This is a genomic window from Mycobacterium sp. IDUB_37 (assembly GCF_055419245.1).
In genome coordinates this window covers 370,171-394,227 of sequence record NZ_JBVAXG010000002.1, presented here as the reverse complement: position 1 = coordinate 394,227, position 24,057 = coordinate 370,171, and the positions used below count along the sequence as shown (strand labels likewise).

Here is a 24,057-nt window from a genome sequence, read left to right as displayed (position 1 = left end):
TTGGTTCGGTCGGTTCACGGATATCGACTCAGCCCGAACCAGAAATTCATCGCGGCTTGCGAGCCAGGATCTGATCCACGCCCATCCGGCCCTCCTCGAAGGCGAGCATCCCGCCGGCCAGGTAGAGCCGCCACACCCTGGCGGTCTCTTCGCCGAGTAAGGTCACGAACTCCCCGAAGCGCCCTTCCAGCGTGTCGATCCAGTGCTCAGCGGTGCGCGCGTACTGCTCGCGCATCGCCTCGACCGATCGGATCTCGAAATCGCCACTCTGTAAGTGCCGCAACGTCTGCCACAGCGGGCGCATATGCATGTCGGGCGCGATGTAGGCCTCGATGAAGGCGCCGCCGCCCGGCGCGGCATCGTGGTGTCGGGACATCTGCTGCAACAGCAGGGCCGCGCCGGGTTTGAGGGCGCGGTGCAGAATGCCGACGTAGGTCGGATAGAGCTCTTCGCCGACGTGCTCGCCCATCTCGATGGAGGCGGCCGCATCGAATGCATCCTGGGATGTCGTGAGTTCGCCGAAGTCGCGGTAGTCCTGTAGCCGGACCTCGACGCTGTCGGTGAGGCCGCGCTCGGCGGCGCGGGCGGCGACAAAGTCGCGCTGCTGGGCGGACAACGTGATGCCGGTGGCGTGCACGCCGTAGTGCTGCGCAGCATGCAGGACCAGCGATCCCCAGCCGCAGCCGACGTCGAGTAGGCGCATCCCCGGTTTGAGCTCGAGCTTGTCGCAGATCAGATTCAACTTGGCCGTCTGCGCATCGTGCAGCGATTGCCCCTCATGGGTGAAATACGCTGCCGAGTAAGCCATGTGGTCGTCGAGGAGCAATCGGTAGAAGTCGTTCGACAAGTCGTAGTGGTGCGCGATCACGGCCCGATCCCGCCCCCGCGTGTGCAGTCGACCGGACAGCCGTGCCTCGCTGGCCGGCGCCTTTGGCGGCAGGCCCACCGCACCAAGCCGCGTCGCCTGCAGCGCCGCCGCTGCCCGACTGCGCGCCGAAATGGCGGCAACCGGATGGCTCCGGGCCAGGCGCCACGCCCGTCGCAACCCATCGGTCAGGTCGCCGTCGACATCGATATCGCCGGTCACATAGGCCCGCGCCAGGCCCAGTTCGCCTGGACGCCAGAACAATCGACGAAGCGCTCGACGCGAACGAATCACCAGCACTGGTCCGGGGCTCGGGCCGGCCTCACTACCGTCCCAGGCCCGGATGCGCACCGGCACATCGATGCCTGCGGCGGTTCGGAGCAGCTTTACTAAGCGATCAGCGGTGGACGACACTGTCGCCGTTCGTACCCGGATCGGGCCGGGTGAAAACTCTGACGAAGTTCTGCAGAGATTCGCGGATGTCAGTCCGGAGCGCAGCGGCGACGACCATGCCGACCGGCCCGAACAACGCTGGGCCGCCGAGGTGCACGTCGAAGCTGACGACGGAACCTTCACCCTTGGGCGCGACCTTGCCGATCAGCTTCACCTTGACTCCGCCAACGCCGATGCCGTCGAGTGTCATGCCCTCGGGAGGCTTGTACCGTACGATGGTCCACCGGATCCGGTTAGCCATGCCCTTGACCTCGACATACGACTCGATGACAGTGCCCTTTTCCAGCACTTCGGGCAGCTTGCTGCGCCACACCTTGTGGATGGTCAGCCACTCCCGGAACCGGCTCAGATCAGAGGCGTGCCGCCAGGCCTCTTCCGGCGGCAGCGGTACGTCGATGGAGCCGGAAAGCTTAGCCATCCGCCGTTAACCCGGCTGACCGCCGCCGGCCCCGGAGCCGGCGGCTTTCTTGGCTTCCTCCTGCACCTTGTGGATGGTGTCGGTGTACTTGCCTTGGGTCTTCTCGTCGACGAACTCGCCGGCCTTGTCGATCGCGGTTTCTACCTTGTCGGCGTTCTGCGCCAGCAAGTCCTTGGCTTTGTCCAGCAGTCCCATGCGCGCTGCTCCTTCCCGGGAGGGTCCCTCCCCCGGGAACCCTGATTCGCTGGTGAAACCCTACTTGTTGGAGCTCGCCGGCTGAGAAGGTCCCCGTCTGGCGCCTACGGCACCATGCCTTCGAGGAAGAGCCCGGAAAGCCGGCGGCCGATGTTCCCGACGCCGGAGATGAAGCTGGATACCGCGATGTCAAGGTCGCTGGTGTTCCCGATGCCCGATATCGCGCTGCCCAGGTTCGTGAAGCCGGAGAGCAGGTTGCCACCGTAATTCTGGAAACCCGAGACCATCGAGCCGACGTTGGACATGCCGGAGATGATCTCGCCGTAGTTGCCGAATCCCGACAGACCGCCGTCACCGGAGTTGAAGAAGCCCGACGACGGAAAGTCGGTGGAGTTGCCGAAGCCGGGCATCGATGGCGCATGGATGATCGGGGCCAGGATCGGGCCGACCAATCCGTCGACTGTCAGGTTGAGGGATGTGGTGTCGCTGCCGAGGGTGAGATTGAGCGGGATGGTGCCGATTCTGATCGTGGGAACTCGGATGGGATCGAGTTCGGACCGCAGCGGTATGTCCAGACTGATCGGTAGTCCGTCAACGAAAACACTGATGTTGGGGAACGGGTCCGGCAGTGGGATGGTGATTTCGAACCCGCCGGTTTCGGCGTCGGCAGTGAGTTCGAGGTCGACCTGGACTGGTTGGCCGCCGCCTCCGTTAACCGTGAACGGGTTGACGGTAAGCCCAGTGATGTCCCCGGTGATGGGTAGCTTGATGATGCCGCCGCCGCCGAGGGTGAGGGGGATTTCGGGGATGGTGAGGGTGTAGTCGGCTTCCATGAGGCCTTGGCGGTTGCCGCGCCAGTAGAAGCCGTTGTTTTCGTTGCCGGAGTTGTAGGCGCCGGTGTTGATGTTGCCGGTATTGGCCCAGCCGGTGTTGGTGTCGCCGGTGTTGTAGGACCCGGTGTTGACATCACCGGGGTTGGCGAAGCCGGAGTTGAACGAGCCGGTGTTGTAGCCGCCGGTGTTGTAGGTACCCGCGTTGGCCCAGCCGGTGTTGAACACTCCGGAGTTCAACCAGCCCGTGTTCGCCGACCCCGTGTTCGCGACACCGGTGTTGAACGACCCCGAGTTACCGATCCCGAAGTTGCCTGACCCCGAGTTGAAGAACCCGATGTTGTTACTCCCGGAGTTGAACAACCCCACATTCCCCGAACCCGAATTCCACGCCCCGAACCCGACCTGATTGTCCCCGGACAACCCGAACCCGATGTTGTTACTCCCGGTGTTACCGAACCCGAAGTTATTGACCCCGGTATTCCCGAAACCAATGTTGTAGTCCCCATGGTTACCCCACCCCTGGTTGTAGGACCCCAGGTTCCCCAACCCGAAGTTGTAGCCCCCCAGATTCCCCGAACCCACATTCGAATCCCCAGGTTCCCGGATCCAATGTTGAAATCACCGACATTGCCCGAACCGAAGTTCGAACCCCCCACATTCCCGCTACCCAGGTTGAAGTCACCCAGGTTCGCATTACCCAGATTGAACCCACCATGATTGGCCACACCCACACTGAACAAGGTCACCTTGTCCAACCCCTGCGAGAAGAACCCCGCCATCTGGGCACCCACATTGCCCACACCCGAACCCACACTCGGAATCGAGTTGTACCACCCCGACACACTGTCACCCAGGTTCAGCACACCCGAACCCAAAGCCCCCACATTCTGCCACCCCGAGAACCCGATATCCCCGGTCGAAACATTCCACCACCCCGAACCCGGACCCGCATTCCCAAACCCCGACGAACTCCCCTCACCACTATTACCCCACCCCGACGACGGACCACTCGTATTATTCCCAAACCCAGGACCCGCCGGATAATTGAACACCGGCACCACAATCGGACCCAACCCCGGACCCGACAAACTCAACCGCAACGACTCACCCGGACCACCCACCAACAAATTCAACGACGGACCCGCAATCGCCGCCACACGTGCGGCTGCACGCCAAGGACTCTGGCCCGAATCCACCACATCGCCTCGATCAGAAAGGCCCCAACAGCGCCGATGCCGAGTGCAATCGACGTCGTCCACAGGTTCGACGGATCGAGCATGAATTTATGTTGAGCCCACGGCAGGCTGAAGATCGCCACGTAAGCCAGACCGGAGGCGATAACCAGCGCCAATCGCCACCACTGGTAGGGCCGCGCCGCCACCGCAAGCACCCAGACGGCGGTCACCAGCATCGTGATCAGCGCGGCGGTGGAAGCCTGATCTTGCTCCACGACGGTGGCGTGCCGGCCATGATAGGAGAGCAGGTAGCTCACGAATGTCGCGACGCCGACGACCAGCCCGGACGGCAGCGCGGACGTCAGCACCCTCCGTACGAATCCCGGATAGGCGCGCTCGTTATTTGGCGCCAACGACAATATAAAGGACGGAATTCCAATGGTGAACCAGGCCGCGATGGTGACGTGGATCGGCTGGAATGGATACAGCAGCGGATCCGCGCCTAATGGTTTGGCAAGCAGGCACTCAACGCCAACCAACAATGCCAGCAACGCTGAATACACCGTCTTCGTCAGAAACAAACTAGCGACGCGTTCGATGTTGCCGATCACCCTTCGGCCCTCGCCGACGACATAAGGCAGAGTCGCGAACTTGTTGTCCAGCAAAACAATCTGTGCCACCGCTCGCGACGCCGGACTACCGCCCCCCATCGCGACGCCGATGTCGGCATCTTTGAGGGCTAGCACGTCGTTGACGCCGTCGCCGGTCATCGCCACGATGTGCCCGTGTGACTGCAACGCATGCACAATGGCGCGCTTCTGATCCGGCCGCACCCGACCAAAGGTGGTGTGGGCATCGAGCGCGGTTGCGAGTTCGTCCTTTTCTTCTGGCAGGCGGCGAGCATCCAAAGTGTCGCCGTGCAAGCCGAGCTTGTCAGCCACCGCTCCCACCGAAACGGCGTTGTCACCGGAGATGACCTTGACCAAAACACCTTGTGCTGCAAAGTATTCCATGGTCACACGGGCATCGGGGCGGATCTTCTGCTCCAGCACGACGAGAGCGGCCGGAGTGACTGTTCCCGGTGCATCGGGATCGTCGACCGCGATGCCGGAGGCCCCCAGCAGTAGTACACGCATTCCCTGCGCCCCGACCCGTTCCGCTTGGGCCGCCGCCGCCGAGTCCGCATCAAGCAACACGTCGGGTGCGCCGATGATCCAGTTGCCGTGGTTACGGTACGACACTCCGCTCCACTTGGTTGCCGACTTGAAAGGGGCTGTCGCAGTGGCGATCCACCCTGGTTCGTCGTGATAGGCCTCGGCGATCGCCTGCATACTGGCGTTCGGGCGGGCGTCGGCGGCCGCCAGCGAGGCCAGCACGTCGGCGACGCTCTCGGTGGCAGCATCGAGTTCGCTGACATCGGACACCCGCATACCGTTTTCGGTCAGTGTGCCGGTCTTGTCCACACAGACGACATCAACCCGCGCCAGTCCCTCGATGGCAGGCAACTCCTGCACCAGGCATTGGCGTCGACCCAGTCGGACGACGCCAACCGCGAACGCGATCGACGTCATCAGCACCAGACCTTCGGGCACCATGGGCACCAGTGCGCCCACCGTGGCAAGCACCGACTCTCGCCAGCCCACGTGGGTGGTGAACAACTGGGTGTAGATGGTCAGCAACCCGGCGGGTATCAGCAGGTAGGTGATGAACTGCAGGATTCTGTTGATGCCGTTGCGCAGTTCGGATTTCACCAGGGTGACCTTGCTGGCCTCGGCAGCGAGTTTGGCCGCATAGGCGTTCCCACCAACGTTGGTGGCCCGGTAGGCGCCGGAACCGGAGACGACGAAACTGCCCGACATCACCGTGCCTCCTGCGCCTTTGGCGATCGGGTCGGCCTCGCCGGTCAGCAGCGACTCGTCGACCTCGAGGTTCTGTTCTTCGACGACTTGCCCGTCGACGACGATCTGATCGCCTGGACCAAGTTCGATGATGTCGTCGATCACCACCTGGTCGGGCGGTAGCGCAAGCGTGCCAGATTGCCTGCGCACCATGGGTTTTGCTTGTCCCACGATGGCCAGCTTGTCCAGCGTGTGCTTGGCGCGGATTTCCTGGACCGTGCCGATGACGCTGTTGGCGACAATGAGCAGGCCGAATAGCCCATTTATCAACGAGCCAGTCACCAGCACGATGAGCAGTAGCACGCCGAGGATCGCGTTGATCCTGGTGAAAAAGTTGGCCCGGAGGATACTGGCGATGCTGCGGGTAGCCCGTTCGGGAAGTTCGTTGGCCCTGCCGTCGGCAACCCGTTGGGCCACCTCGGCATCGGTCAGGCCGCCAACGTTCATCGCGTGAAAGTACCCTGCTTGTCGGAGTCGTAGTACTCGAGGTTCAGCGCATTGCCCGTGAATACTGCTTTGGAAATCGAACCGGGCAAGGCGTTTTCGGTGGACAACCCGAAGGTAAAGGTGTCACCGTCCCAGTGGTTGAGGTCGAACACCTGATACTTCGGTCCCAGCGACAGCCGGAGTTGACCGTCGCGCTCGGTCACGGTGGCCGGGCCCCAGTAGTCGTTCGCGTACACCCCGACATAATCGCTCAATGGCCTGGCCGGTGCCGGGCTGACCGGGGGCTGCTTACCGACGAGCGAGCCGTCCGGATTGTTCATCGGTGCAAGTTGTTGCCGATAGAGGTTCGGCCAGTCCTCGCGTACCTCGCCGTACTGCACCAGATCCATGAACTCCGCGTTCAGCGCCTCCGGCACGCCGTAGGGCGCGGCGTTGGTCAGGGCGATGATGGCGATATCTTCAGAAGGCAGTGCCGCGAAATTCGTTGCGGCGCCTAGGCCGAACCCTCCCGAGTGGCTGTACTGCGTTCGCCCCGAAGACGTTACCGACACGTTGAACCCGTGGCCGTAGAACCCGGCGCGGGCCTTTGGGTTCTTCGCGGGACTGGAGAGCATTTGCGGGGTGTAGGCCGGCAGCAGCGCTTCCGGCGATGCGACTCGCTGTCCGTTGTATGTTCCGTTGGCCAGCAGCATGGTCAGCCAATGAGCCATGTCGTTGACGGACGAGCTGACCCCACCGGCGGGTGTTTGCGGGTCCGGGTCGCGCTGGAATCGTGCCTCCCACTTATCTCCAACCTTGATGTGGTTGACCGCGTGATTCGGCCGAGCCAAAAAGTCAGCGAATTTTGAACTGGTTGCGGTCATCCCCAGCGGTCGGTAGAGCACCTCGTCGGATAGGTCCTCCCAGGGTTTGCCAGCCGCAGCCGCTACGGCTTCAGCCGCGGCGGTGACTCCGAAGTTGGTGTATGCGTAGCTGATTCGGAACGGTGCCAACGGGAGGTACTTCAACCGCTCCAGTACCTGCTGACGATCGAAGCCGAGATCCTCGAGAGCGTCACCGGCATGGTCGGGCAGGCCGGAGCGATGTGAGTAGAGGTCAGCGACACTGAGGTTATTGGTGACGTAGGGCTCCATGAGCGCGAACCACGGGAGCTTCGACGCCACGGGCGTATCCCAGCTGATGGCACCCTCGGTGACTTCGTGCGCCACCACCGTCGCGCCGACTGACTTTGAGATCGACGCCAACTGGAACACGGTGTCGGCGTTCACTTTATTGTCCGGACCGTCACCCTTGCTCGCGTCCTTGATCCCGAAACCTTTGGCATACAGAGTTTTTCCACCATGGACAATGGCGATCGCCATGCCCGGGATGCCGCTGTTCTTCATCAGGTCGGTTACCAAGCCGTCGACTTTCGCGACGGCGTCGTCGATGCGGCCCGCGGGAATCTGCAATCCCGAGACTTCGTTGGGGGGCAACTGCGCCGGCGATGACGACGGTTTGGAGACCGGTTGCGCCGGCCCGCACGCGACCAGAGTCGATAACATCACCGCGACTGCGGCTGACGCCGCGCGTTTCACCATTGCCGCACCTTAGCTTGGTGGCGATGCGCGCCTGGTGAAGGCGCGGGGCGAGCGGGCCCAAGCCGAACGAACCCCGCGTAACTAGAAAGCGAACAAACCAGAGACATCGCTGCTCAGCCGGAGTTACTATCCTCGACGTAAATTAACTGCCAGGGCGCAGCGCCGCGCCTTTGTAGGAGGCATCCAATGTCCTATGTGCTCGTGTCACCCGAAAACCGGGCAACGGCGGGGACGGCGGCAGCGGGCGGCATCGGCGCCATGGGCAGTCCTGGTGGGTCCGCTGTTCAGAACCGCCACCACGGGCTAAAGCGCACCGGCCCGGCCGTATCGAATCGCTGGCCCGGCGTCGGCACGGCCACCTGAACCTGATGCGGCTCGGCAGCCTTGAGCACCCGCTCGATCGGCTCCGCCCATGGGTGCGGCGCCAGCCGGAAGGTGCCCCAGTGAATCGGCACCAACAATCCCGAGCCCGAATCGGTGACGTCCAGATGCGCCCGGACAGCCTCCTCGGGATTCATGTGAATGTCGGGCCACGCAGTGTTGTACGCGCCCACCGGCATCAACGTGAGGTCAAACGGTCCGTGGTCGGCGCCGATCTCGGCGAAGCTCTTGGTGTAGCCGGTATCCCCGCCGAAGTACGCGCGATGGCTGGGACCGATGAAGGCCCAGGACGCCCACAGCGTGTTGTTCCGACTGAGAAAGCGTCCGGAGAAGTGTCGCGCCGGCATGCAGACCACGGTCAATTCTTCGACCTGTCCGCTCTGATGCCAGTCGAGTTCGATGATGCGGTGCTCGGGTACCCCCCACGACCGCAAGTGGGCACCCACTCCGAGCGGGACGAAGAACGGTGCCCGCTGCATGCGCGCCAACGCCAACACCGTGTCGATGTCGAGATGGTCGTAGTGGTCATGGCTGATGACCACTGCATCCACCGCCGGCAACCCTTCCAACTGCACCGGCGGCGGGTGCAGGCGTTGCGGACCAACAAGATCCGAGGGCGAGCACCGGTCACTCCACACCGGGTCGGTGAGCACGCGGTACCCGTCGATCTCGACCAGTGCCGTTGAGTGACCGAACCAACTAACCGCCAGTTGGGCCGGCTCGCCCTGGTAGATCGCCGGCGCGGCCAGCGGGATCGGCTTGCGGGGCAAACTATCGCCGCGGCCACCGACCAATTCCCACGCGACCTGCCGCACCTGCTCGCGGTCCACGGAGAACCACCCCGCCGGATCGACATTGACGAACACGCCGTCCTGATAGTTCGGCGAACCCTCCGAAACGGCCTGTATCGCCGCGGGGTCGGCACCCAGCGCGGCGGGCGCGCCGTGCAGCGCCCGCAACACCCAGCCACCCGCCGCCAGCGAAGCGGTACCAGCAGCTAGTCGCAGCGCCCCGCGCATCATGACCGTTACGCCCCCTGGAAATTCGGCGGTCGCTTCTCGATTCGAGCGACCTGCGCCTCAATCACATCCTGGCTGCCCCAGGCCTTGTCGAACAACTCCTTGTGTTCCGGCAACTGCTGCTCGATCGAACCGTCGTCATTGAGTACCCGCTTGGCGTGCTGAATAGCCAAGGGCGCCAGGCCGGAGATCTCGGCGGCCCACTCCTGCGCATCGGCCAGGGTCCCGATCCGGTTGGCCATCCCCGCGTGCAGTGCCGTCTCAGCGGTCATCTTCTCAGCGGTCAGCAGCATCGCGCGGGCTCGGCCGTGACCGACCAGCGACGACAGTCGGCGGATGCTCCAGTTGTCCAATGCCAGACCGTATTTCGAGGTCGGGAACTGGAAGAAGGCACCCGGAGCCACCACTCGCAGGTCACATTGCATCGCCAGCTGCAGGCCGGCACCGATGGCGGGCCCGTTGATTGCACCGATGATCGGGATCAACGTCAGATCCATGATCCGGTGCAGTTCGATGAGCCGGTCGGGGTAGTCCGCGGCGAAGGCGTCGCCGGACAAGTCGGCGCCGGCGCAGAACGCCGAGCCTTGGCCAGTCAGCACGATGGCGCGAGTTTGCCCGTCTCCTGCCTTCAGCAGGGCTTCGCGCAGCTCCTCGACGAGCTGGGAGTTCAACGCGTTGCGTCGCTCGGGCCGCTGCAGCTCGATTGTCATTACGGCTTCGGTCTGGGTGATACCGATCATGGAGGCAAGGATATATAGCCTCATCGCTGTGAGCCGTGTCACGACCGACCAACTGCGAGAAGCGGTCCTCGACCAGGACTCTTTCGCCAGCTGGGACAACGAACCGCTAGAAGTGCCGGTCTCCGATTCGTACGCACGCGAATTGGCCGACGCCCGGGCCGCCAGCGGACGCGACGAATCGGTATCTACCGGCGAAGGGCGCGTTTTCGGGCGCCGGGTGGCCGTGGTGGTCTGCGACTTCAGTTTTCTCGGCGGCTCGATCGGCGTGGCGGCGGCCGAACGGATAACGACTGCCGTGGAACGGGCTACCGCCGAGCGGCTTCCACTGCTGGCGTCGCCGAGTTCCGGTGGCACGCGCATGCAGGAGGGCACGGTTGCGTTCCTGCAGATGGTGAAGATCGCCGCAGCCGTCAAACTGCACCGGCAGGCGCATCTCCCCTACCTCGTCTACCTACGCAATCCGACCACCGGCGGGGTCTTCGCGTCGTGGGGCTCGCTGGGTCACGTCACCGTCGCCGAACCGGGCGCTTTGATCGGCTTCCTCGGCCCACGGGTGTACGAGTTGCTCTACGGCGAGCCATTCCCGTCTGGCGTTCAGACCGCGGAGAACCTGCAGCGCTACGGGGTGATCGACGGCGTCGTCGCGCTCTCGAAGCTGCGCGCGACGCTCAATCGGGCCCTGACGGTGTTAGCGGACTCCCCCGATCCGGCACCGGCACCTCTGCTCTCCGAAACTATCCCGGACGTGCCCGCCTGGGAATCGGTGCTGGCGTCTCGGCGTCCGGACCGGCCGGACGTGCGGCACCTGCTACGTCACGGCGCGACGGATCGGGTGCTGCTTTCGGGTACCGGCCACGGCGAGGCCGCGACCACGTTGCTCGCGCTGGCCCGGTTCGCGGGGCAGCCCGCGGTGGTGCTGGGCCAGCAGCACATTGAGGGCGGAATCGTCGGACCTGGCTCGCTGCGGGAGGTCCGCCGTGGCATGGCGCTGGCGGCCGAACTCCGGCTGCCGCTGGTGCTGGTGATCGACATCGCTGGTCCCGCGCTGTCGGCCGAAGCCGAGCAGGGTGGACTCGCGGGACAAATCGCCCAATGTCTGGCTGAGCTGGTGACCTTGGACACCCCTACGGTCTCGGTGTTGCTGGGCCAGGGCAGCGGAGGACCGGCGCTGGCCATGGTCCCCGCTGATCGGGTGCTGGCGGCGCTGCACGGCTGGCTGGCGCCGTTGCCACCGGAAGGCGCCAGCGCGATCGTCTTCCGCGATATCGCACACGCGGCCGAACTTGCTGCGGCGCAGGGCATCCGGTCGGCGGATCTGCTGGCGTCCGGCATCGTCGACGCGATCGTGCCCGAGCATCCCGATGCCGCTGACGAGCCAGTCGAGTTCTCGCGCCGGCTTTCCCAGGCGATTGCCGCCGAAGTCCACGCGTTGCGTTCGATTCCCGATACGCAGCGTCTGACCGCGCGGCTACGACGCTACCGGCGCATCGGCCTGCCGGCGACGGGCCCAGACGCGTAACTGCTGCTCAGCCCTCCAGGTACCGCTGGATCGTCGGGCCTAGCCACTCAACGATCTCGTCGTGAGTCATGCCGACGACGGGCGGCAACCGCAACACGAAGCGACACAATGCCAGCCCGAGGACCTGAGTGGCGATCAACCCAGCCCGCGTCGTGGCTTCACCCGCGGGCACCCGGGACGCCACCAAAGGCTGCAGCTGGGTGCCGAAGATTTCCCGCATCCGTTGCGCGGCTTCGTCATTGGTAGCACTTGAACGAAGCAGAATCACCAGTGCGTCGTCGTCTTCCCAGCGCTTGAGGAAGTGTCGGATCAATGAGGCTCCAAGTTGGCCACGTTCCGCCGCGGAGAAATCGGGGAACTTCAGATCGAACTCGGCGGCAGCGGCGAACAGTTGGTCTTTGTTGCCGAAGTACCGCATGACCATGGAAGGATCGATCCCAGCGTCGGCGGCAACCGCCCTGATGGTCGTGGCCTGAAACCCGGTCGCGCCGAAGCGCTCACGAGCAGCGGCCAGGATCACGGCCTTGGTGTCTGCAGAAGATCGCCTCATGCCAACAAGTGTAGGCCAACAAGTGTTGACATACGAACATCGACACGCCACTATGGAGCTATGCCAACAAGCGTTGACTAGGCACCTAGGAGGAACTGACATGAACAACACCGACGTCCTGGTCGTGGGCGCAGGCCCCACCGGGCTCACACTGGCCGCATCTCTGATCGCCCGAGGAGTCGATGTGATGGTGGTCGATCGACTCGAGTCCGGCGCCAACACATCGCGGGCCGCGGCGGTCAACGCGCGCAGCCTCGAGGTCCTCGAAGACCTTGACGTATCCCGGCGGTTGATCGAGGACGGGCTGGTTGTCCCGCTCTTCACCATGCGGGAAGGGTCACGGACCCTGATCCCGGTCGACTTCAGCACGCTGCCAACGAAATACCCCTACACTCTGATGATCTCCCAGGCCGACACCGAGCGGATTCTGGAAGAGCGTCTCAACGAATTGGGCGGCAAAGTGATTCGCCCCAAGACACTGAGCCACATCAGCGAAAACGCTGCCGGCGTGATCGCGACATTCGAAGACGGGGAAAGCATCCGGGCAAAGTATGTCGTCGGAGCCGATGGCATGCACAGCACCGTTCGACAGCAGGCCGGAATCGGTTTTGCAGGAAGCGAATTCGCCGAATCGTTTGTGCTTGCGGACGTCCGAGTGACCGGTGAAGCGCCGCGCGATGAAGTGATGCTGTTCTACAGCCAGGACGGCCTGACCGTACTTGCACCGTTGCCCGGCAACATCTTTCGAATCGTCGCTCCGGTATCCGACGCGCCACGCATACCCACTGCGGAGTTCGCGCAGGGACTGCTGGACGCCCGCGGTTTCGGGCCGGGACGCACGACCGTCACCGAGCTGCTGTGGGGATCGCGTTTCAAGATTCAGCACCGAGTCGCCGACCGCTACCGGGCAGGTCGGTTACTGCTGGCCGGCGACGCCGCTCACGTGCACAGCCCTGCCGGTGGCCAAGGAATGAACCTCGGGATCATCGACGCCATCGCCCTGGCCGGTTCGCTTCAGGAGGTCCTGAACGGTGGTTCCGATGCGGCATTGGACTCCTACAGCGAGGCGCAGCGCGCCCGCGCCCGACAGGTGCTGACCCTCACCGGACGACTGACGAAGGTTTCAACGCTGCCGCGCCCGTTGCGTCCGGTTCGCAACTCGATAATGCGTTTGGCAGCAACAATTCCCGCGGTACAACGGAAATTGGCCTGGCGGCTGAGCGGCCTGGTCTACCGGTAGGCGTCGCAAAGGCCCACCCCGTTTGCCGTTTGCGGAAACGTGCCGTTGGTAACAAAAGAACTATTGATGCGCGCCTGCATTTCAAGTCACGTATCAGATGTGGCAATGTATCTGTTAGACAGCGAACGGAGGCGCTATCAATGCCAACAGCAGCAACCACCGCCGCCAAGGTGCCGAGGGTCACAAAGCGCCGCGCTGAAACGCGAGCGCGGCTCATCGATGCTGCATTCCGGGTTTTCGCGGAAAAGGGATACGGCCACGTAACCATCGAGGACGTTTGCGAAGCAGCGGGCTACACACGGGGGGCCTTTTACTCTCAGTTCGAAAGCCTCGAGGAGTTGTTCTTCCTCCTCTACGACGAATGGGCGGCCCGAACCGCCCAGCAGGTGATCTCCGCGATGGACGGGGCCGACCCCGTCACCGACCTGCCCGGCGTCGTCGAACGCATCGTGGACACTCTGCTGCTCGAACGCGACTGGCTGCTGATCAAGTTCGACTTCCTGCTCTACGCCGCCCGCAAACCCGAACTCGCACACCGATGGGAACTTCACCGCGCACAGTTGCGCAAGATCATCGAGGAACGACTGGCCGCCAGCGGCATCGGATATCACAAGGCGATCGACACCGTCACCGACACCGCCCGCGCCATCATCGCCTCATATGACGGTGTGAGCGTTCAGCTTTTGCTCGACAGCGACCAAGCCGCGGCGCGTGCCTGGCTGACCCAGCTCATGAATGTCGTACTGACTCGTTGACCCGCAGGTGAGTAAGGCGCACGTGTCTCAGCACCAATCGTGAGTGGGAACCCATCGGAGAAGGGCTGTTATGGACGCTGATGTCATCGTGGTCGGTGCGGGACTGGCCGGCCTGGTCGCCACTCACGAACTGACCCGGCGGGGCAAGAAGGTCGCCGTCATCGACCAAGAGAACGCGGCCAACCTGGGTGGACAGGCTTTCTGGTCGTTCGGCGGACTGTTTCTGGTCGACTCCCCCGAACAGCGCGCCCTACGGATCAAAGACTCCGTGGAGTTGGCCTGGGGCGACTGGTCGGGCAGCGCCGCATTCGATCGACTCGACGACGAGGACGTGTGGGCCGCAAGGTGGGCCCGCGCCTATGTCGAGTTCGCCGCCGGCGATAAGCGCTCGTACCTGACCGACCTCGGCATCAAATTCATGCCCAACGTGGGTTGGGCCGAGCGAGGAGACCTGCGGGCCGACGGGCACGGCAACTCGGTTCCCCGCTTCCACGTCGCGTGGGGCACCGGCACCGGAGTCGTTGAGCCATTTGTGAATTCGGCTTTGCAGGCCGAGAGGGACAAGCTGGTCACCTTCTATCACCGGCACCGGGTGGACGAGTTGGTCTTCACCGGCGGTGCCGTCACCGGCGTCAAAGGCGTGGTCCTGGCGCCCGACGACGCCGTGCGCGGCGCGCCGTCCAACCGCGACGAAATCGGCGAGTTTGAATTGTCAGCACAAGCGGTGATCATCACCACCGGCGGCATCGGCGGCAACCACGAGATAGTTCGGCGATATTGGCCGGAACGGATGGGCACCCCGCCGTCGTCGATGATCACCGGCGTACCCGCCTATGTCGACGGACGCATGCTCGACATCGCGCACAACAGTGGAGTCCGCCTGGTCAACCGTGATCGGATGTGGCACTACACCGAGGGCGTCAACAACTGGGATCCGATTTGGCCCAAACACGCGATCCGAATCCTTCCTGGCCCCTCGTCAATGTGGTTCGACGCGATCGGCCGCCGACTTCCTGCGCCATTCCTGCCCGGCTACGACACCCTGGGCACCCTGCGGTACCTGCGCACCAACCCCGAAATCGCCGGGTACGACCACTCCTGGTTCATCCTGACCCAGAAAATCATCAAGAAAGAGTTCGCTCTCTCCGGCTCGGAGCAGAACCCCGACATCACCTCCAAGAGCCGCAAAGCCGTTCTGCAGCAACGGGTTATCAATAAGAACGCCACCGACCCGGTGGAAGCATTCAAGACCCATGGTGTCGACTTCCTCGTCGCCGACAACCTCGAGGATCTCGTCGCGAAGATGAACGCACTGACCGACGAACCCCTGCTTGATCCGGCCCAGATCCGGGCGCAGGTCGAATCCCGGGATCTACAGGTGGAAAATCCGTACTGCAAGGACGCTCAGGTCCAGGGCATCCGCAATGCGCGGCGGGTGCTGAGTGATCGGCTGGGCCGGGTCGCTGCCCCGCACCGCATCCTGGACCCGAAGGCGGGACCGCTGATCGCGGTCAAGCTGAATATCTTGACCCGGAAGACCCTGGGCGGCATTCAAACCGATCTGGCTTCCCGGGCAATCGGCAACAACGGCCAACCCATCCCGGGCTTGTACTCGGCCGGCGAAGTCGCCGGATTCGGCGGCGGCGGTGTGCACGGATACAACGCTCTGGAGGGAACGTTCCTGGGCAACTGCATCTTTTCCGGACGCGCCGCGGGCCGGGGCGCCGCCGACGATATCTAGAGACGCCTGGCGGGCAGCCGCTCAACCCGCACGCCTCCCACCGCCGTAGCGCTCCATCAGGCAAGATGGGCGCATGGACACTGGTTCCAGCTCACCTCGGGTCTTGGTCGTCGACGATGACGCCGACGTGCTCGCGTCGTTGGAACGCGGCCTGCGGCTCTCCGGATTCGAGGTGTCGACTGCGGTCGATGGTGCCGAGGCCTTGCGCAGCGCCACCGAAACCCGGCCCGACGCGATCGTGCTCGACATCAACATGCCCGTGCTGGACGGCGTCAGCGTTGTCACAGCCCTGCGCGCAATGGACAACGATGTGCCGGTCTGCGTCCTCAGCGCGCGCAGTTCGGTCGACGACCGGGTGGCCGGCTTGGAGGCCGGCGCCGACGACTATCTGGTCAAGCCGTTCGTCCTGGCCGAGCTGGTAGCGCGGGTGCGGGCGCTGCTGCGCCGCCGCGGCGCGACCGCCTCGACCTCCTCGGAAACCATTACGGTGGGTCCGCTGGAAGTGGACATCCCCGGTCGCCGGGCAAGGGTCAACGGCGTCGATGTCGACCTGACCAAGCGGGAGTTCGACCTGCTCGCCGTGCTGGCCGAGCACAAGACGGCGGTGTTGTCCCGCGCGCAACTGCTTGAACTGGTCTGGGGTTACGACTTCGCCGCCGATACCAACGTCGTCGACGTCTTCATCGGGTACCTGCGACGCAAGCTGGAGGCCAACGGCGGGCCACGGCTGCTGCACACAGTCCGGGGAGTCGGGTTCGTCCTCAGGATGCAATGAGCGCGGTAGGTAAGTCGTGGTCGCGATGAACGTCGTGTCGCGGATCTTCGCCAGGACACCATCACTACGCACTCGAGTCGTGGTCGCGACCGCAATCGGCGCCGCGATCCCGGTGCTGATCGTCGGCGTCGTGGTCTGGGTGGGCATCACCAAGGACCGCAAGGAGCGGCTGGACCGTCGGCTCGACGAGGCCGCGGGTTTCGCGATCCCCTTCGTGCCGCGCGGCCTGGACGAGATCCCACGCTCCCCCAACGACCAGGACGCTCTCATCACGCTCCGCCGCGGCACCGTGGTCAAGTCGAACTCCGACATCAACCTGCCCAAATTGGGGGTCGACTACGCCGACACCTTCATCCGTGGGGTGCGCTACCGGGTGCGCACGGTCGAGATCCCAGGACCGGAGCCAACTTCGGTGGCCGTCGGCGCGACCTATGACGCGACATACGCCGAGACCAACAACCTCCATCGTCGGGTGATGTTGATCTGTATTTTCGCGATCGGCGCGGCGGCAGTGTTCGCCTGGCTGTTGGCCGCGTTCGCGGTGCGACCCTTCAAACGGCTCGCCGAGCAAACCCGATCGATCGATGCCGGCGACGAGGCACCCCGGGTCGAAGTGCACGGTGCCAGCGAAGCCGTCGAGATCGCCGAGGCAATGCGGGGGATGCTGCAGCGCATCTGGAACGAGCAGAACCGCACGCAGGAGGCGCTGGCCTCAGCGCGTGATTTCGCGGCCGTCTCCTCGCACGAGTTGCGCACTCCCCTGACCGCCATGCGGACCAACCTCGAGGTGCTGTCCACCCTCGACCTACCCGAGGATCAGCGCGAGGAAGTGGTCAACGACGTCATCCGCACCCAGTCGCGGATCGAAGCCACGCTGAGCGCGCTGGAGCGGTTGGCTCAGGGCGAGCTGTCCACGTCGGACGATCATGTGCCCGTCGACATCACTGAACTGCTCGACCGCGCCGCCCATGACGCCAACCGCATCTACCCCGAGCTCGAAGTCTCGCTGGTCCCATCGCCCACTTGCATCATCGTCGGCATGCCGGCCGGATTGCGGCTCGCGGTCGACAACGCCATCGCCAACGCCGTCAAGCACGGCGGCGCCGGCAATGTTCAGCTGTCCGCAGTCAGTTCGCGGGCCGGGGTGGAGATCGCCATCGACGACGACGGCAGCGGAGTCCCCGAGGGAGAGCGCGAGGTCGTGTTCGAGCGGTTCTCCCGAGGCTCGACGGCGTCGCACTCGGGCTCGGGTCTAGGGCTGGCGTTGGTAGCCCAGCAGGCCCATTTGCACGGCGGGACAGCTGCGCTGGAAACCAGCCCGCTGGGCGGCGCCCGCCTGGTGCTGCGTCTTCCCGGACCGAGCTAAACCGGCTCTCCGGCCACGTCGGGCTAGGCCTTTCGAGAGCTCTTGCGCCAAGCTGTGAAGAACGCCTTCGCGGCGAAATCCTCGTCTTGAAACCAGACCTGGGCAACGATGTCGTCGTAGTCCGGGTCATCCGGGCCGTAGAACAACCGCGAGTCCATGCGTCCTTTGACAGGCCATCCCTCCGGCCCGCTGCCATCATGATCGGCCCGCATCGAGCCCGTCCCGTAGGGCGCGTATGGAATGAGTGGTATCAGCGTTGTCGGTGTATCGCTGCCCGAAATCCTGCCTGTTGCACTGTCTTTGGTGAGCGGAATGCGCCTGGTCCCGGGACCCTTCGGCCTTGCCTTCCGCACCATGCCAGGCTGTTGCCCGGTACGAGGGGCCAGCTTCTTGCCCGGCACCTTCTTGCCCGGCACTTTCTTGACGGCGCCCTTCTTGGCGACGGTCTTCTTGACCGCCTTTTTGGCTACTGTCTTCTTCACAGCCGGAATTCGTTGTGTTGGAGCATCTCCGGCGACGGGAATGCGTTCGGTCGCCGTATCTCCGGCAACCGGAATCCGTTCCGTCACAGCATCTCCGGTGACGGGCCGGCGCTTTGTCGGTGGCCGATCAGAGGCGGCCTTCTTCTTGGCCGGCCCCGTTGTGGAGACGGGCAGCTTCTTCGTAGGCGCCTCGGCGGCAGTCGCTTTCATCGTCGGCTTGGCTTTTAACGCCGGCGCCGGGGTCACGACCGCCCAGGCCGGCCGGACCATCAATGTGTACGTCAGAACCAGACCGAGCCCGAACGACAGGGTGGCCAACCACCAGTGCACTTGGTCGGTCAACGTCGTGCTCCGATCTCAGGAGACTGAGACGGAGGCCCAGGCCATTGCGACGCAGGCCCCGGCCACTGCGATGAAGACTCGGACTCCGGCTCGAGCTCATCCTCGGGCTCGAGCTCACCCTCGAGCTCGTCTTCGTCTTCAAGCTCGTCTTCGTCCTCGAGCTCGTCTTCGTCTTCAAGCTCGTCTTCCGGCTCAAGGTCGGACTCGTCCTCAAGCTCGTCTTCCGGCTCAAGGTCGGACTCGTCCTCAAGCTCCACTTCGTCCTCGAGGTCGGACTCGAGCTCAAGCCCTTCTTCCGACTCAAGTTCGTCCTCAGCCTCGACCTCGGACTCATCCTCGACCGGCTCAGGCTCAGGCTCAACCAACTCAAGCTCGTCACCGCCAAACTCCGGCGCCGGGTCCGGCTCTGCCAAACCGGTCTCCGCCAAGCTAGCCGTTGGCAACTCAGGCTCCTCAGCGACAAACTCCGCCTCAGTCAAGGCAACCTCAGGCTCGACACCCACCGGCTCGGGCTCCGCCGGCGACGGCTCGAACTCTCCCTCAACCGGCTCTCGCGTGGGCAATGCCGACTCAGGCACCCCTGCCGATTGCGGCTGCCCGCCTCCGGCCTTGCTCCGCAATGCAACGATTCCGTACGCGACGGCAGACCCTGCCGCGAACGCAGCCAGGTAGACCAGCCACTGGATCACGAAACCCATGCTCGATTCCCCCTAGCTGACCACGAGTTCGGCGCGACGGTTCTTCGCGCGGCCTTCAGCGGTGTCATTGCTGGCGACTGGATTGGTCGAGCCGAGGCCCTTGGCGGTAACCCGATCACGGGCGACGCCATGGGCGATGAGGAAGTCGGCGACCGTCGTGGCCCGCTGGGTGCTCAGCGGCACGTTGACGGCTTCGCTGCCGCTGTTGTCGGCGTAGCCGTTGACAGTCACCTTTGCATTTGGACATGGCTTGAGCTTGTCGGCCACTCGAAGCAGTATCTGGTTGGTTTCCGGGGTCAGAGTGATTCCGTCACTGCCGAACGCGATTGGACCCCCGGTCAGCGTATTGACGGCGGCCTGCAAGCCGTCACAAGCGGCGGGCCCCGAATTGGGCGGGGCGGCCGGCGCTTTGGCCGCAATCTTGTTGGTGATGTTCACCTGGGGCCAGGCGGCGGCGGCCGCGCGCTCCACGGCGTCCTTCTGGTCAGGCACTGCTGCGGTGCCGCCCACCGTCACGCTGTCCTTATTGACCGTCAGATTGAAATCGGGGATGGGCACGCTCGCCGCGAAAACCGGGTCGGCATTCGCGAAATCGAGCGAATGTACCAACGGGTCGACATTGATCTGATCGATGACGTTGACGCCTGGCGTCAGCAGTGGTTTCAGCGACGTCATCAGCGCCGCTTTGGCGGCGTCATCGGGGAAATCACCGATCAGTGTGAGGTTGTTACCGCTGCGGCTGATCGATAGCAGAGACAACGACAAGGTGGGAGCGTTGGACATTGCATCGATGGCGGATGTTGAAAGAGTCGGCAACGCTCCCGTTGGGCCGTTGACGCCCATCGGCCGTCCGTACGCGCCGTAACCGATGATGGCGAGCAGGAATGGAATGGCAGCCAGACCAATCAGCCAGGTGCGGCGCAGTGGCTGTCGATCGAATGCCGTGGCCGGCCGCGCCTGGTCTTTTGGACTAGCGGGCGCCGGCGGCTCGCCTACACCCACTTGTGGACCCACTATCGCTCCTCACTCAAACCGCGGTTGTTCGCGTTTCCAGGCGATATGCAGCCTACCGAGTCACCACCCATGCCAGAGTCATCCGCCGGTAATTGTCGGGCACACTGTAGTGATGGCCAACGGGAGTAAACCGACGGACAAGGACACGCTGGCGCACATCCGCGAGCTGGTCAATCAGGAAAAGGCACTGCGGAGCCAACTGCAGCACGGCGAGATCTCCACGTCCGAGGAGCACGAGCGACTGCACCGGTTGGAGGTCGAACTCGACCAGTGCTGGGACCTGCTCCGGCAGCGGCGGGCACTGCGTGAAACGGGCGCTGACCCGCGGGAAGCCGCTGTGCGGCCGGGCGATCAGGTCGAGGGTTACCTCGGATAGAACCCGCCTGCGGGTGGGGAACGACGGCGCGCCCGACTACGACGTCATCGTCGTCGGAGGCGGTCACAACGGCCTGGTCGCGGCCGCGTACCTGGCCCGCGCGGGCCTGCGGGTGCGATTGCTGGAGCGGCTCACGCACATCGGAGGCGCCACGATATCGGCGCAGCTTTTCGAGGGTGTCGACGTCCGACTCTCGCGCTACTCGTATCTGGTCAGCCTGCTGCCCTCGCCCATCCTGGAAGATCTGGGCGCCCAGGTGCGCTTGGCGACCCGTAAGTACGCGTCGTACACCCCGGATCCAGCGACCGCAGGACGCACGGGCCTGCTGGCGGAGTCTGCTGACTCCTTCGCCTCGGTCGGAGCGGCCGCCGACGCGGCAGGCTTCGCTGCGTTCTACCGGCGCTGCCAACTGATCACCCGGCCGCTGTGGCCGACCTTGCTGGAACCACTGCGCACCCGCGAGCAGGCGCGTCGGCTCGTCCTGGCCGGCGGCGGACCCGACGCGGCGCCGGCTTGGCGCGCCATTGTCGACGAGCCGATCGGCCACGCCATCGCCGACGCCGTGAGCAACGACCTGGTTCGGGGAGTGATCGCGACCGACGCACTGATCGGCACCTTCGCCCGCCTCGACGACCCGTCGCTGATGCAGAACATCTGTTTCCTCTATCACGTGCTCGGCGGCGGCACCGGCGACTGGAATGTACCGGTGGGCGGCATGGGCTCGGTGTCCGCGGCCCTGGCGGCGGCAGCCACCGGCCATGGAGTCGAAATCTTAACGGGCGCAGAAGTTTTCGCAATCAACCCGGATGGCGAGGTGCACTACCGCACCGAAGCGGACGAGCACCGGGTGCGCGGCCGCTTCGTGTTGGCCGGCGTCGGGTCGACGGTGCTGGCCGGGTTACTGGGTGAGCCGGCACCTTCGACGGCACCGGGCTCGCAGGTCAAGGTGAACATGGTGCTGCGACGCCTCCCACGACTACGGGACGACAGCGTGACGGCGGAACAGGCATTTTCCGGGACTTTTCACGTCAACGAGACCTGGACTCAACTCGAAGCCGGCTACGCGCAGGCGCTGACCGGCCAGCTGCCGGATCCGTTGCCGTGCGAGGCGTATTGCCATTCGCTGACCGATCCGAGCATCGTGTCGCCCGCCTTGCGCGACTCGGGCGTGCACACCATGACGGTGTTCGGCTTGCACACACCACACTCGATGTTCGTCTCCGCCGACTCCGGCGCAATGCGCCAACATCTCACCGACGCTGTCCTTGAGTCGCTGAATTCCGTTCTGGCCGAACCCATTCAGCGACTGTTGCTGGAGGACGCACACGGTCGCCCCTGTCTCGAGACAACGACCACCACGGATCTACAGAACACACTGCGGATGTCCGCCGGCAATATCTTCCACGGCGCGCTGTCCTGGCCGTTCGCCGACGACGACGATCAGCTGGATACGGCTGCGCGGCAGTGGGGGGTGGCCACCGGACACGAACGGATCATGCTGTGCGGATCGAGTGCGCGCCGCGGTGGAGCGGTTTCGGGCATCGGCGGCCATAACGCGGCGATGGCCGTCCTGGCCACACTTCGCGACTGAGCCCCCTCCTACCGAGCAGACGCGTAAGCCCCCATTTCGGGAAGGAAATGAGGGCTTACGCGTCTGGTCGCGAGAGAACTAGCGGCCGTCCATGGCGACGTAGTCGCGCTCGGTGTAGCCGGTGTAGATCTGGCGCGGACGGCCGATCTTGCTGTCGCCGTCGTCGTGCATTTCGCGCCAGTGCGCGATCCAGCCGGGCAGCCGGCCCAGCGCGAACAGCACGGTGAACATCCGAACCGGGAATCCGAGCGCGCGGTAGATCAACCCGGTGTAGAAGTCGACGTTCGGGTAGAGCTTGCGCTCGATGAAGTAGTCGTCGGTCAGCGCCGCCTCTTCAAGTTGCTTGGCGATGTCGAGCAACGGGTCCCCGCCGAGCTTCTCCAGAATCTTGTCGGCCTGCTCCTTGACGATGCGGGCACGCGGGTCGTAGTTCTTGTAGACCCGGTGGCCGAAGCCCATGAGTTTGACGCCGGCCTCGCGGTTCTTGACCTTGCGGACGAACTCCCCGACGTCATCGCCGCTCTCGCGGATCTGCTCGAGCATCTCGAGCACCGCTTGGTTGGCGCCGCCGTGCAGCGGACCCCACAGCGCGTTGATGCCGCCGGAGACCGACGTGAAGAGGTTGGCTTGCGAGGAGCCCACCAGTCGCACAGTCGACGTCGAACAGTTCTGCTCGTGGTCGGCGTGCAGGATCAGCAGCATGTCCAGAGCCCGCACCACCTCAGGGTCTGCCTCATAAGGCTCGGCAGGCAGGCCGAAAGTCATCCGCAGGAAGTTCTCCACCAGGCTCAACGAGTTGTCCGGGTAGAGGAACGGCTGGCCGACCGACTTCTTATACGCATACGCGGCGATGGTCGGCAGCTTGGCCAGCAACCGGATGGTGGACAGCTCGACCTGGGTGTTGTCCGTCGGGTCAAGCGAGTCCGGGTAGTACGCCGACAGGGCGTTGACAGTGCTGGACAGCACCGGCATGGGGTGTGCGTTGCGCGGGAAGCCGTCGAAGAACCGCTTGAGGTCCTCGTGCAGCATCGTGTGCAGCTGGATCTTCTGGGTGAAGTCGGCCAGCTGCTCAGTGCTGGGCAGCTCGCCGTAAATCAGCAGGTAGGAGACCTCGATAAAGGTCGACTTCTCGGCCAGCTGGTCGATCGGGATGCCGCGATAGCGCAGGATGCCGGCGTCACCGTCGATGTAGGTGATGGAGCTCTTGCACGCGGACGTGTTGACGAACCCGTTGTCGAAGGTGGTGTACCCCGTCTTGGACAGCAGCGGACCCAGCGCAATGCCATCGGCACCTTCAGTGGCTTTGACGACCTTCAGGTCGATCTCGCCACCCGGGTACTTCAGGTTTGCGGTGTCGTCGGTGTCGCCCACGAGAACCCCTTTGCGCTCAGGCTTATATGACTGCCCGCCCTACTGCCTACCGGTGCATTAGGTGCGTCATAGGTGAAGGTAGTCGTTGTCGCGTTGGCGTGCCTGCCCGGGGTCGGGTCTGCAGGTCCGACGCCTGCCCAGCGACGGCGCCGACGCTGCGGCGATTCTTTACCCGACCTTGACCACGCGTTGAATCCTCGCGCCGACGATGACAGACGTGACTACCCTTCAAG

Annotated in this window: 20 protein-coding genes and 2 pseudogenes; 8 read left to right on the top strand and 14 right to left on the bottom strand. The window is 64.3% G+C overall.

The genetic code is table 11. The features are described 5' to 3' along the window. Window positions 1-46: 46 nt before the first annotated feature. The 8 genes and pseudogenes from ACZY1I_RS08465 to ACZY1I_RS08430 all read right to left on the bottom strand — a co-directional run bounded on the left by ACZY1I_RS08465 (window position 47) and on the right by ACZY1I_RS08430 (window position 10,004). On the bottom strand, window positions 47-1,279 hold the full coding sequence (locus ACZY1I_RS08465) for a class I SAM-dependent methyltransferase (RefSeq protein WP_463753904.1): 1,233 nt from the start codon (window positions 1,277-1,279) through the stop codon (window positions 47-49). Then, window positions 1,263-1,736, bottom strand: a complete 474-nt coding sequence (locus tag ACZY1I_RS08460; protein ID WP_463753903.1) for a type II toxin-antitoxin system Rv0910 family toxin — start codon at window positions 1,734-1,736, stop codon at window positions 1,263-1,265. The genes ACZY1I_RS08465 and ACZY1I_RS08460 overlap by 17 nt, the downstream gene beginning before the upstream one ends. Before the next feature lie 6 nt (window positions 1,737-1,742). Then, on the bottom strand, window positions 1,743-1,931 hold the full coding sequence (locus ACZY1I_RS08455; RefSeq protein WP_463753902.1) for an antitoxin: 189 nt from the start codon (window positions 1,929-1,931) through the stop codon (window positions 1,743-1,745). A gap of 104 nt (window positions 1,932-2,035) precedes the next feature. Then, a pseudogene (locus ACZY1I_RS08450) lies at window positions 2,036-3,492 on the bottom strand (PPE family protein); the annotation flags it as partial. A 401-nt stretch (window positions 3,493-3,893) separates the two neighbouring features. Then, window positions 3,894-6,284: an HAD-IC family P-type ATPase gene (locus tag ACZY1I_RS08445; protein ID WP_463753901.1), complete on the bottom strand. Its 2,391-nt coding sequence runs from the start codon at window positions 6,282-6,284 to the stop codon at window positions 3,894-3,896. Beyond that, the gene (locus ACZY1I_RS08440) at window positions 6,281-7,864 is read right to left on the bottom strand and encodes a serine hydrolase (protein ID WP_463753900.1); all 1,584 of its coding nucleotides are present in this window, start codon (window positions 7,862-7,864) and stop codon (window positions 6,281-6,283) included. The genes ACZY1I_RS08445 and ACZY1I_RS08440 overlap by 4 nt, the downstream gene beginning before the upstream one ends. 284 nt (window positions 7,865-8,148) lie before the next feature. After that, a complete protein-coding gene (locus ACZY1I_RS08435; RefSeq protein WP_463753899.1) occupies window positions 8,149-9,267 on the bottom strand; it encodes an MBL fold metallo-hydrolase in 1,119 nt (372 codons plus the stop codon). A 5-nt stretch (window positions 9,268-9,272) separates the two neighbouring features. After that, window positions 9,273-10,004 carry an enoyl-CoA hydratase gene (locus tag ACZY1I_RS08430; protein WP_463753898.1) on the bottom strand — a complete coding sequence of 244 codons (732 nt, stop codon included), beginning with the start codon at window positions 10,002-10,004 and terminating at the stop codon, window positions 9,273-9,275. Between the two features lie 28 nt (window positions 10,005-10,032). Here ACZY1I_RS08430 and ACZY1I_RS08425 point away from each other — a divergent pair, with 28 nt between their 5' ends. Next, window positions 10,033-11,523 carry a carboxyl transferase domain-containing protein gene (locus tag ACZY1I_RS08425; protein WP_463753897.1) on the top strand — a complete coding sequence of 497 codons (1,491 nt, stop codon included), beginning with the start codon at window positions 10,033-10,035 and terminating at the stop codon, window positions 11,521-11,523. Window positions 11,524-11,530: 7 nt separating this feature from the next. On the opposite strand, the gene ACZY1I_RS08420 is transcribed toward ACZY1I_RS08425, so the two are convergent. Then, the gene (locus tag ACZY1I_RS08420) at window positions 11,531-12,073 is read right to left on the bottom strand and encodes a TetR/AcrR family transcriptional regulator (protein WP_463753896.1); all 543 of its coding nucleotides are present in this window, start codon (window positions 12,071-12,073) and stop codon (window positions 11,531-11,533) included. A gap of 100 nt (window positions 12,074-12,173) precedes the next feature. On the opposite strand from ACZY1I_RS08420, the gene ACZY1I_RS08415 reads away from it, so the two are divergent. The 5 genes from ACZY1I_RS08415 (at window position 12,174) to ACZY1I_RS08395 (ending at window position 17,950) form a co-directional block, all read left to right on the top strand. After that, window positions 12,174-13,313, top strand: coding sequence for an FAD-dependent oxidoreductase (locus ACZY1I_RS08415; protein WP_463753895.1), 1,140 nt, complete (start codon window positions 12,174-12,176; stop codon window positions 13,311-13,313). Window positions 13,314-13,453: 140 nt separating this feature from the next. Next, on the top strand, window positions 13,454-14,068 hold the full coding sequence (locus ACZY1I_RS08410; protein ID WP_463753894.1) for a TetR/AcrR family transcriptional regulator: 615 nt from the start codon (window positions 13,454-13,456) through the stop codon (window positions 14,066-14,068). Between the two features lie 70 nt (window positions 14,069-14,138). Continuing rightward, window positions 14,139-15,809 carry an FAD-binding dehydrogenase gene (locus tag ACZY1I_RS08405; protein WP_463753893.1) on the top strand — a complete coding sequence of 557 codons (1,671 nt, stop codon included), beginning with the start codon at window positions 14,139-14,141 and terminating at the stop codon, window positions 15,807-15,809. Between the two features lie 73 nt (window positions 15,810-15,882). Beyond that, entirely contained in the window at window positions 15,883-16,584 is a 702-nt protein-coding gene (gene prrA, locus ACZY1I_RS08400) for a two-component system response regulator PrrA (protein WP_463753892.1), read from the top strand. 25 nt (window positions 16,585-16,609) lie between these two features. Next, on the top strand, window positions 16,610-17,950 hold the full coding sequence (locus ACZY1I_RS08395) for a HAMP domain-containing sensor histidine kinase (RefSeq protein WP_463753891.1): 1,341 nt from the start codon (window positions 16,610-16,612) through the stop codon (window positions 17,948-17,950). 23 nt (window positions 17,951-17,973) lie between these two features. Here ACZY1I_RS08395 and arfC (ACZY1I_RS08390) read toward each other — a convergent pair whose 3' ends face one another. The 4 genes and pseudogenes from arfC (ACZY1I_RS08390) to arfA all read right to left on the bottom strand — a co-directional run bounded on the left by arfC (ACZY1I_RS08390) (window position 17,974) and on the right by arfA (window position 20,486). After that, window positions 17,974-18,642, bottom strand: a complete 669-nt coding sequence (gene arfC / locus ACZY1I_RS08390) for a channel accessory protein ArfC, sunset domain variant (RefSeq protein ID WP_463754345.1) — start codon at window positions 18,640-18,642, stop codon at window positions 17,974-17,976. Window positions 18,643-18,687: 45 nt separating this feature from the next. Further along, window positions 18,688-18,762 (bottom strand): annotated as a pseudogene (arfC, locus tag ACZY1I_RS08385) (channel accessory protein ArfC); the annotation flags it as partial. An 8-nt stretch (window positions 18,763-18,770) separates the two neighbouring features. Next, window positions 18,771-19,472, bottom strand: coding sequence for a channel accessory protein ArfB (gene arfB, locus ACZY1I_RS08380; RefSeq protein ID WP_463753890.1), 702 nt, complete (start codon window positions 19,470-19,472; stop codon window positions 18,771-18,773). A 12-nt stretch (window positions 19,473-19,484) separates the two neighbouring features. After that, on the bottom strand, window positions 19,485-20,486 hold the full coding sequence (gene arfA, locus ACZY1I_RS08375) for a channel-forming protein ArfA/OmpATb (protein WP_463753889.1): 1,002 nt from the start codon (window positions 20,484-20,486) through the stop codon (window positions 19,485-19,487). A gap of 112 nt (window positions 20,487-20,598) precedes the next feature. On the opposite strand from arfA, the gene ACZY1I_RS08370 reads away from it, so the two are divergent. Next, window positions 20,599-20,862 carry a DUF2630 family protein gene (locus tag ACZY1I_RS08370; protein ID WP_463753888.1) on the top strand — a complete coding sequence of 88 codons (264 nt, stop codon included), beginning with the start codon at window positions 20,599-20,601 and terminating at the stop codon, window positions 20,860-20,862. Between the two features lie 46 nt (window positions 20,863-20,908). After that, a complete protein-coding gene (locus ACZY1I_RS08365; protein ID WP_463754344.1) occupies window positions 20,909-22,453 on the top strand; it encodes a phytoene desaturase family protein in 1,545 nt (514 codons plus the stop codon). A 78-nt stretch (window positions 22,454-22,531) separates the two neighbouring features. Here the strand turns inward: ACZY1I_RS08365 and ACZY1I_RS08360 are convergent, their stop codons facing one another. Next, a complete protein-coding gene (locus ACZY1I_RS08360) occupies window positions 22,532-23,824 on the bottom strand; it encodes a citrate synthase (protein WP_463753887.1) in 1,293 nt (430 codons plus the stop codon). Window positions 23,825-24,057: the final 233 nt, after the last annotated feature.

Excerpts from the sequence above, each read along its gene's own strand:
- ACZY1I_RS08460 (WP_463753903.1), bottom strand. The coding sequence starts at position 1,736 with ATGGCTAAGCTTTCCGGCTCCATCGACGTACCGCTGCCGCCGGAAGAG.
- ACZY1I_RS08455 (WP_463753902.1), bottom strand. The coding sequence starts at position 1,931 with ATGGGACTGCTGGACAAAGCCAAGGACTTGCTGGCGCAGAACGCCGAC.
- ACZY1I_RS08445 (WP_463753901.1), bottom strand. The coding sequence starts at position 6,284 with ATGAACGTTGGCGGCCTGACCGATGCCGAGGTGGCCCAACGGGTTGCC.
- ACZY1I_RS08440 (WP_463753900.1), bottom strand. The coding sequence starts at position 7,864 with ATGGTGAAACGCGCGGCGTCAGCCGCAGTCGCGGTGATGTTATCGACT.
- ACZY1I_RS08435 (WP_463753899.1), bottom strand. The coding sequence starts at position 9,267 with ATGATGCGCGGGGCGCTGCGACTAGCTGCTGGTACCGCTTCGCTGGCG.
- ACZY1I_RS08430 (WP_463753898.1), bottom strand. The coding sequence starts at position 10,004 with ATGATCGGTATCACCCAGACCGAAGCCGTAATGACAATCGAGCTGCAG.
- ACZY1I_RS08420 (WP_463753896.1), bottom strand. The coding sequence starts at position 12,073 with ATGAGGCGATCTTCTGCAGACACCAAGGCCGTGATCCTGGCCGCTGCT.
- ACZY1I_RS08415 (WP_463753895.1), top strand. The coding sequence starts at position 12,174 with ATGAACAACACCGACGTCCTGGTCGTGGGCGCAGGCCCCACCGGGCTC.
- ACZY1I_RS08410 (WP_463753894.1), top strand. The coding sequence starts at position 13,454 with ATGCCAACAGCAGCAACCACCGCCGCCAAGGTGCCGAGGGTCACAAAG.
- ACZY1I_RS08405 (WP_463753893.1), top strand. The coding sequence starts at position 14,139 with ATGGACGCTGATGTCATCGTGGTCGGTGCGGGACTGGCCGGCCTGGTC.
- prrA (WP_463753892.1), top strand. The coding sequence starts at position 15,883 with ATGGACACTGGTTCCAGCTCACCTCGGGTCTTGGTCGTCGACGATGAC.
- ACZY1I_RS08395 (WP_463753891.1), top strand. The coding sequence starts at position 16,610 with ATGAACGTCGTGTCGCGGATCTTCGCCAGGACACCATCACTACGCACT.
- arfC (WP_463754345.1), bottom strand. The coding sequence starts at position 18,642 with ATGAAAGCGACTGCCGCCGAGGCGCCTACGAAGAAGCTGCCCGTCTCC.
- arfB (WP_463753890.1), bottom strand. The coding sequence starts at position 19,472 with ATGGGTTTCGTGATCCAGTGGCTGGTCTACCTGGCTGCGTTCGCGGCA.
- ACZY1I_RS08370 (WP_463753888.1), top strand. The coding sequence starts at position 20,599 with ATGGCCAACGGGAGTAAACCGACGGACAAGGACACGCTGGCGCACATC.